The following is a 5,055-nucleotide window of genomic DNA, read 5'->3' as shown; positions in this document are numbered from 1 at the left end:
TTTCCGCGACCCTGGCCGCTGCCGCCATGCTGATGGCCGGCTCCGCATTCGCCCAGGATGCGGCCAATTACCCCGAGCGCCCCGTCACCATCATCGTGCCCTATAACCCCGGCGGTTCCACCGATGCCGGCGCAAGGCTCATCGCCCAGTCGCTGAGCGAGCAGCTCGGTCAGCCCTTCGTCGTGGAAAACAAGCCCGGCGCTTCCGGCGTCATTGGCACCGAATACGTTGCCAAGTCCGATCCCGACGGCCAGACCATCCTGGTCCACACCTCGGCCATCGGCATCCATGCCGCCTTCAATGCCAACCTTCCCTACGACACCACCGAAGACCTGCGCGCGGTCTCGATCATGGCCGGCGGCCCCTTCGTTCTCGTCGCCAATCCCTCGCTGCCGGCCGATACCGTTCAGGAACTGGTCGATTACGCCAAGGCCCATCCGGGCGAGCTCAATTTCGGCTCCGCTGGCGTTGGCGGCTCGGGCCATCTGATCGGCGAGCGCTTCAAGGCCTCGACCGGCATCGACATGGTGCACATTCCCTATGCCGGCGGCGGCCCGTCGCAGGTCGGCCTCATGGCCAATGAAGTCCAGATCGTCTTCGATACGCTGACCTCGATCCCGCTGATCCAGGAAGGCAAGCTCAAGGCGCTGGCGGTTACCTCTCAGGAGCGCTGGCCCGCCCTGCCGGATGTGCCCACCATCGCCGAGGCCGGCTTCCCCGACGCCACCGTGATGATCTGGATCGGCGCCTTCGTGCCGGCCGCCACGCCAGACGCCATCGTCGACAAGCTCAGCGCCGCCATCGCCAAGGCCGATGCCGAGCCCAACATCATCGAGCGCCTGGAAGGCGTGGGCATGACCCCCATCGGCAATACCCCCGACGAGGCCAAGGCCGAGCTTGCCTCCGACATCGAAGGCTGGAAGGCCCTGGCCGCCACCGGCATCACCATCAACTAACTCCCTCTCCTCCCTCTGGCGGGGACGCTCTGCGCCCCCGCCGCCTCCGGCGGAAGCACCATGTCCCAGAAATTGCGAATCCTCGTCAGCGCGGCTCCCACCGGGCCGTGGTCCGCTCTTGCCGGCCGCATCGAGGCCGCCGGCGCCGAAATCCGGCACCTAGCCGCCGACGCCACCGACATTCCCGCCGAATGGACGCCCGACGCTTTCGTTACGCTCCCCGTTCCGCACGCCACCGCCCGCTTCGACCAGCTCGATCTCGACGCCTGGGAAGCCGCCGCCGATGCCGAGCTCAATACCCGTTTTCGCCTGGGCCAGATCGTTGCCCGCCGCATGAACGAGGGTGCTGGCGGCGCCATCATCCATATCATCGCCGCTGATGGCCTGCCCGGCGCTGCCGAAGCCGGAACCTCCGCCATTCTCTCTTATGCCTCGGCCGGTCTGTCGCGCGGCATCGCGCTCGATCTCAAGCCCGGCATCCGCTCTAACACTCTGGCGCTCACCCCTGATGCGGCCAGCCTCGACGCCGCCGCAGCCATGATCGTGTTTCTGGCGGGCGAACAGGGTGCCGGTATGACCGGCCAGATTGCCGCCATCACGCCCACCGAGCTGCAACTGTTCGCCCAGTCGCGGCCCTTGCGCGTCGCCCATAGCGATGGCGGCTGGGACGAAGCCAGCCTTGCCGCGCAAATCGCCCGCTGGAGCCCCTACCTGCCGCGCCTTACCGAGAATGGGGAGGCCCTTTAATGAGCCCGATTTCCTCCACGCTTGCAGGCAAGGCCGTCATCGTCACCGGCGGTGGTGGCGGCATCGGCCGCGCCGTCTGCCTGCATATGGCCCGGCTCGGTGCCCATGTTCTCGTCAATGACCTGGGCGTATCGGTTGCCGGCGACCAGAGTTCGGCCCGTGCCGCCGATGTGGTCGTGGGCGATATCGTCGCCGCCGGCGGCTCGGCCGTCGCCAACACCATGAGCGTCACCGACAAGGCGGCGGGCAAGGCCATGGTCGAGCAGGCCATGGACAGCTTCGGCCGGCTCGATATCGTCATCAACAATGCCGGCATCATCCGCATGGGCGCCTATGACGAAATGCCCGAAAGCGACTGGCGGGGCGTGCTCCAGACCAACCTTTATGGCGCGGTCTATCTCAGCCACGCCGCCGCCCGGCAATTCGTGCGCCAGAACAGCGGCGCCTATGTGCACATGACCTCGGCCGGCGGGCTGATCGGCAGCACCAAGCAAACCAATTACGGCGCCGCCAAGCTCGGCATTGTCGGCCTGTCCCAGACTTTGGCCCGCGATCTCGGCCCGCTCGGCATCCGCTCCAACTGCATCGCGCCCTCCAGCACCAGCCGCATGACCGAATTGACCGACAATGCGCGCAAGCACCTGATGACCCCCGAGGCGCTGGAAAACCTGCGCCGGGCGCGCCTCGCCTCGGTGCCCGAGCACATGGCGCCGGTCATCGCCTTCCTGGGCAGCGACGCGGCGTCGGGCCTCAACGGCCAGATCATCGGCGCGCGCGGGAGCGAGCTTTATCTTTACGGCCATCCGTCCCCCCTCCGGGGCCTTTCCTCGCGGCAGGGCTGGTCGGCGCCATGGCTGGAAACCAATCTTGCGGGTGCCTGGGCGCCGTTCATCACCCCGCTTGAAGTCATCACGGATGTGTTCAACTGGGCCCCCGTGCCCGGCTCGTCCCCAACCGATTCCTGACCAACTGGAGAGGCAGCCATGGCTACCGGAAAATTCGTCACCGATCTGGACAAGGGCGATGTGCTCGGCCCGGTCGAATATACCCTCAGCTCGTTCGTCATCCGCGAATATTCCCATATCGTGGAGATGCATCACGAATGCTTCCAGGGCGCCGACGGCCTCATCATGCCGCCCACCCTGATCCATCTCGACAAGCTGCGCCTCTACAATGCGGCCTGCCCGGCAGGCACCGGCCCTACCGCGCGCATTCACTACGAATATGACGCCGAAGTCTTCGCCCCCGCCCGCGTTGGCGACCGGCTGAGCGTCATCGGCCATATCCGCGACCGCTTCCTCAAGAAGGGGCGCGAATATGTGCTGCTCGAAATGGAACTCACCAATGTCGAAACCGGCGAGCTGCTGGTGCGCTACCGCGACCAGGTGATCCTTGCCTATTCGTCCAAAGAAGCTGCCTGAGGAGCCGCCCCATGACCATCACGCTTGAGCCCGGCACCGAATTCCGCACCCGCGCCCGCGCCATGACGCGCGAACGCATGCGCTGGTATGTCGACGGCCAGCCGACCATCGCCGCCGATGATGGCCGCATCCACACCCAGCCGCCCACCATTCATGACGACGATGAATATGCCCGCTCCCAGGGCCTGCCCGGCATCATCGCCGATGGCATGATCTCGACCAACTGGATCCAGGGCCTGCTGGTGGATGTCTACGGTCCGCAATTCGCCTGCCGCAGCCGGCTTTCCACCAAATATATCGCCCCGATCTACGAGAATATGCAGGTCATCGCCTGCGCCCGCGTCAACACGGTCGTGGTCAATGAGGCCGGCAAGTCCGTCCACACGCTCGATGTCTGGTGCGAGGACGATGCCGGCAAGAAGCTCACCGTCGGCTCGGCCATGGTCGAGCTGGCCTGATCCCGTCGCGGCTGGAGGTTGCCTCGGCATGTCCAGCCCGGCAATGAGTGAAAGGCGACTGGGAACGGTCGGGGCGATCATGGTTGCCCTGGGGCCGCTCTCGGTCGCCATCTATACGCCGGCTCTGCCCGAAATCGTCACCGGCTTTGGCGCCACCGATGCGGCCGGCAACCTCACGATTTCGGTTTTCTATATCGGGCTGGCGCTGGGCCAGCTTCTGTGTGGCCTGCTTTCCGATGGTCTGGGCCGACGCAATGTCGCCCTGGTCTTTTTCAGCCTTTACGTGCTGGCGGCCATCGGTTGCTTTTTTGCCCCCTCCATATCCTGGCTGATTGCAGCCCGCGCCCTGCAAGGGGTCGGCGCTTCGGCCGGGCTGGTGATTTCCCGGGCGCTGGTGCGCGACATGTTCACCGGCCAGGCCTCCTCGCGCATTCTCAACATGATGGCCATTATCATCGCCGCCGGTCCGGCCATGGCGCCGGCGCTGGGCAGCGTGCTGCTGGCCATCGGGGGAAGCCAGTGGATCTTCGCCACCATGATCGTCCATGGCCTGGCGGTATTGCTGCTCACCGGCCTGTTCATCGTCGAAACGGTTGGCATCGATCTCTCGCGCCTGCGTCCCATGGCCATGATCCGCTCCATGGGCGTGCTGCTCGCTAGCCGCTCCTTCCTGCTGCCGGCGCTGTGCACGGCTGGCTGCGCCGGCGCCATTTATGGCCAGGCCAGCATCCTGCCCTTCCTGCTGATTTCCCATCTGGGCATTACCCCGCAGCAATTCGGCGTCGGCATGTTCCTCCAGTCCGGCGTCTACATGCTCGCCTCGCTGTGGACGCGCTGGCTGATGCGACGTTTTCCCGCCCCGCAATTGGTGCCCTGGGGCGCAGCCATCGTACTGCTGGGGGCCGCGTGCCTGGTCGCCGGCACGCTTTGGCTTGAACCCAATTTCTGGACTGTCATGCTGCCGGTGGCGCTTTATGCTTTCGGCTATGCCCATGCGGCGCCGGCGGTGATGACGGCGGCTTTTGCCGCCCATCCCGACCGGGCCGGCGCTGCTTCGGCGCTTCACGGCTTCATGCAGATCGGCACCGGCTTCTGCATCGGCCTCTTGGCGACGCTGTTTCCCAGCCCGGTCCTGGCCATGGGGGTGCTGATCCCGGCCAGCATCGCCCTGGGCGCACTGGCCGGCCTCGCCTGGTATCGTTTCGACAGGCCCTAGCCCTGCGCGCGCAGTCCGGCCAGCAGCGCTTCGGCGTCGCCGCGGCGACAGCCCCAGCCCGTCGCCTGTTCGGCCCGCTCGATCATGGCCTGCACCCGCTCCGGCGGCAGCCGCGCCGCCTGGAACAGCGGCCCGCCTTTGTGCCGGGCGAAGCCATAGCCATTGACCAGCACCACGTCGATATCCTGTGCCGAGCGGGCAATGCCCGCATCCACCAATAGCGCCGCCTCGTTGACGATGGCGCCCAGTCTGGCCTC

General features: G+C 66.2%; 6 protein-coding genes and 1 pseudogene. 6 read left to right on the top strand and 1 reads right to left on the bottom strand.

All coding sequences use genetic code 11. The features are described 5' to 3' along the window. The 6 genes from VDP82_RS13725 to VDP82_RS13700 form a co-directional block, all read left to right on the top strand. Window positions 1–956: tripartite tricarboxylate transporter substrate binding protein (locus tag VDP82_RS13725; RefSeq protein ID WP_323015411.1), on the top strand; the 956-nt coding region annotated here is incomplete at its 5' end. 60 nt (window positions 957–1,016) lie between these two features. After that, on the top strand, window positions 1,017–1,703 hold the full coding sequence (locus VDP82_RS13720; RefSeq protein WP_323015410.1) for a hypothetical protein: 687 nt from the start codon (window positions 1,017–1,019) through the stop codon (window positions 1,701–1,703). Beyond that, on the top strand, window positions 1,703–2,668 hold the full coding sequence (locus VDP82_RS13715) for an SDR family NAD(P)-dependent oxidoreductase (protein ID WP_323015409.1): 966 nt from the start codon (window positions 1,703–1,705) through the stop codon (window positions 2,666–2,668). Before VDP82_RS13720 ends, VDP82_RS13715 begins: the two co-directional genes overlap by 1 nt. Window positions 2,669–2,686: 18 nt before the next feature. Then, window positions 2,687–3,124: a hypothetical protein gene (locus VDP82_RS13710; RefSeq protein ID WP_323015408.1), complete on the top strand. Its 438-nt coding sequence runs from the start codon at window positions 2,687–2,689 to the stop codon at window positions 3,122–3,124. Between the two features lie 11 nt (window positions 3,125–3,135). Then, entirely contained in the window at window positions 3,136–3,582 is a 447-nt protein-coding gene (locus VDP82_RS13705) for a hypothetical protein (RefSeq protein ID WP_323015407.1), read from the top strand. Window positions 3,583–3,610: 28 nt separating this feature from the next. Next, window positions 3,611–4,798, top strand: a complete 1,188-nt coding sequence (locus tag VDP82_RS13700) for a multidrug effflux MFS transporter (protein WP_323015406.1) — start codon at window positions 3,611–3,613, stop codon at window positions 4,796–4,798. On the opposite strand, the pseudogene VDP82_RS13695 reads toward VDP82_RS13700, so the two are convergent. Then, a pseudogene (locus tag VDP82_RS13695) lies at window positions 4,795–5,055 on the bottom strand (hypothetical protein); the annotation flags it as partial. The gene VDP82_RS13700 and the pseudogene VDP82_RS13695 sit on opposite strands and share 4 nt — an antisense overlap.

Source organism: Devosia sp. (assembly GCF_034675085.1).
Taxonomy (GTDB): Bacteria; Pseudomonadota; Alphaproteobacteria; order Rhizobiales; family Devosiaceae; genus Devosia.
This window is presented reverse-complemented; position numbering and strand designations above follow the sequence as displayed.

What these genes read in the sequence shown, in the direction of transcription:
- VDP82_RS13720 (WP_323015410.1), top strand. Translation starts at nt 1,017, where the DNA reads ATGTCCCAGAAATTGCGAATCCTCGTCAGCGCGGCTCCCACCGGGCCG.
- VDP82_RS13705 (WP_323015407.1), top strand. Translation starts at nt 3,136, where the DNA reads ATGACCATCACGCTTGAGCCCGGCACCGAATTCCGCACCCGCGCCCGC.
- VDP82_RS13710 (WP_323015408.1), top strand. Translation starts at nt 2,687, where the DNA reads ATGGCTACCGGAAAATTCGTCACCGATCTGGACAAGGGCGATGTGCTC.
- VDP82_RS13700 (WP_323015406.1), top strand. Translation starts at nt 3,611, where the DNA reads ATGTCCAGCCCGGCAATGAGTGAAAGGCGACTGGGAACGGTCGGGGCG.
- VDP82_RS13715 (WP_323015409.1), top strand. Translation starts at nt 1,703, where the DNA reads ATGAGCCCGATTTCCTCCACGCTTGCAGGCAAGGCCGTCATCGTCACC.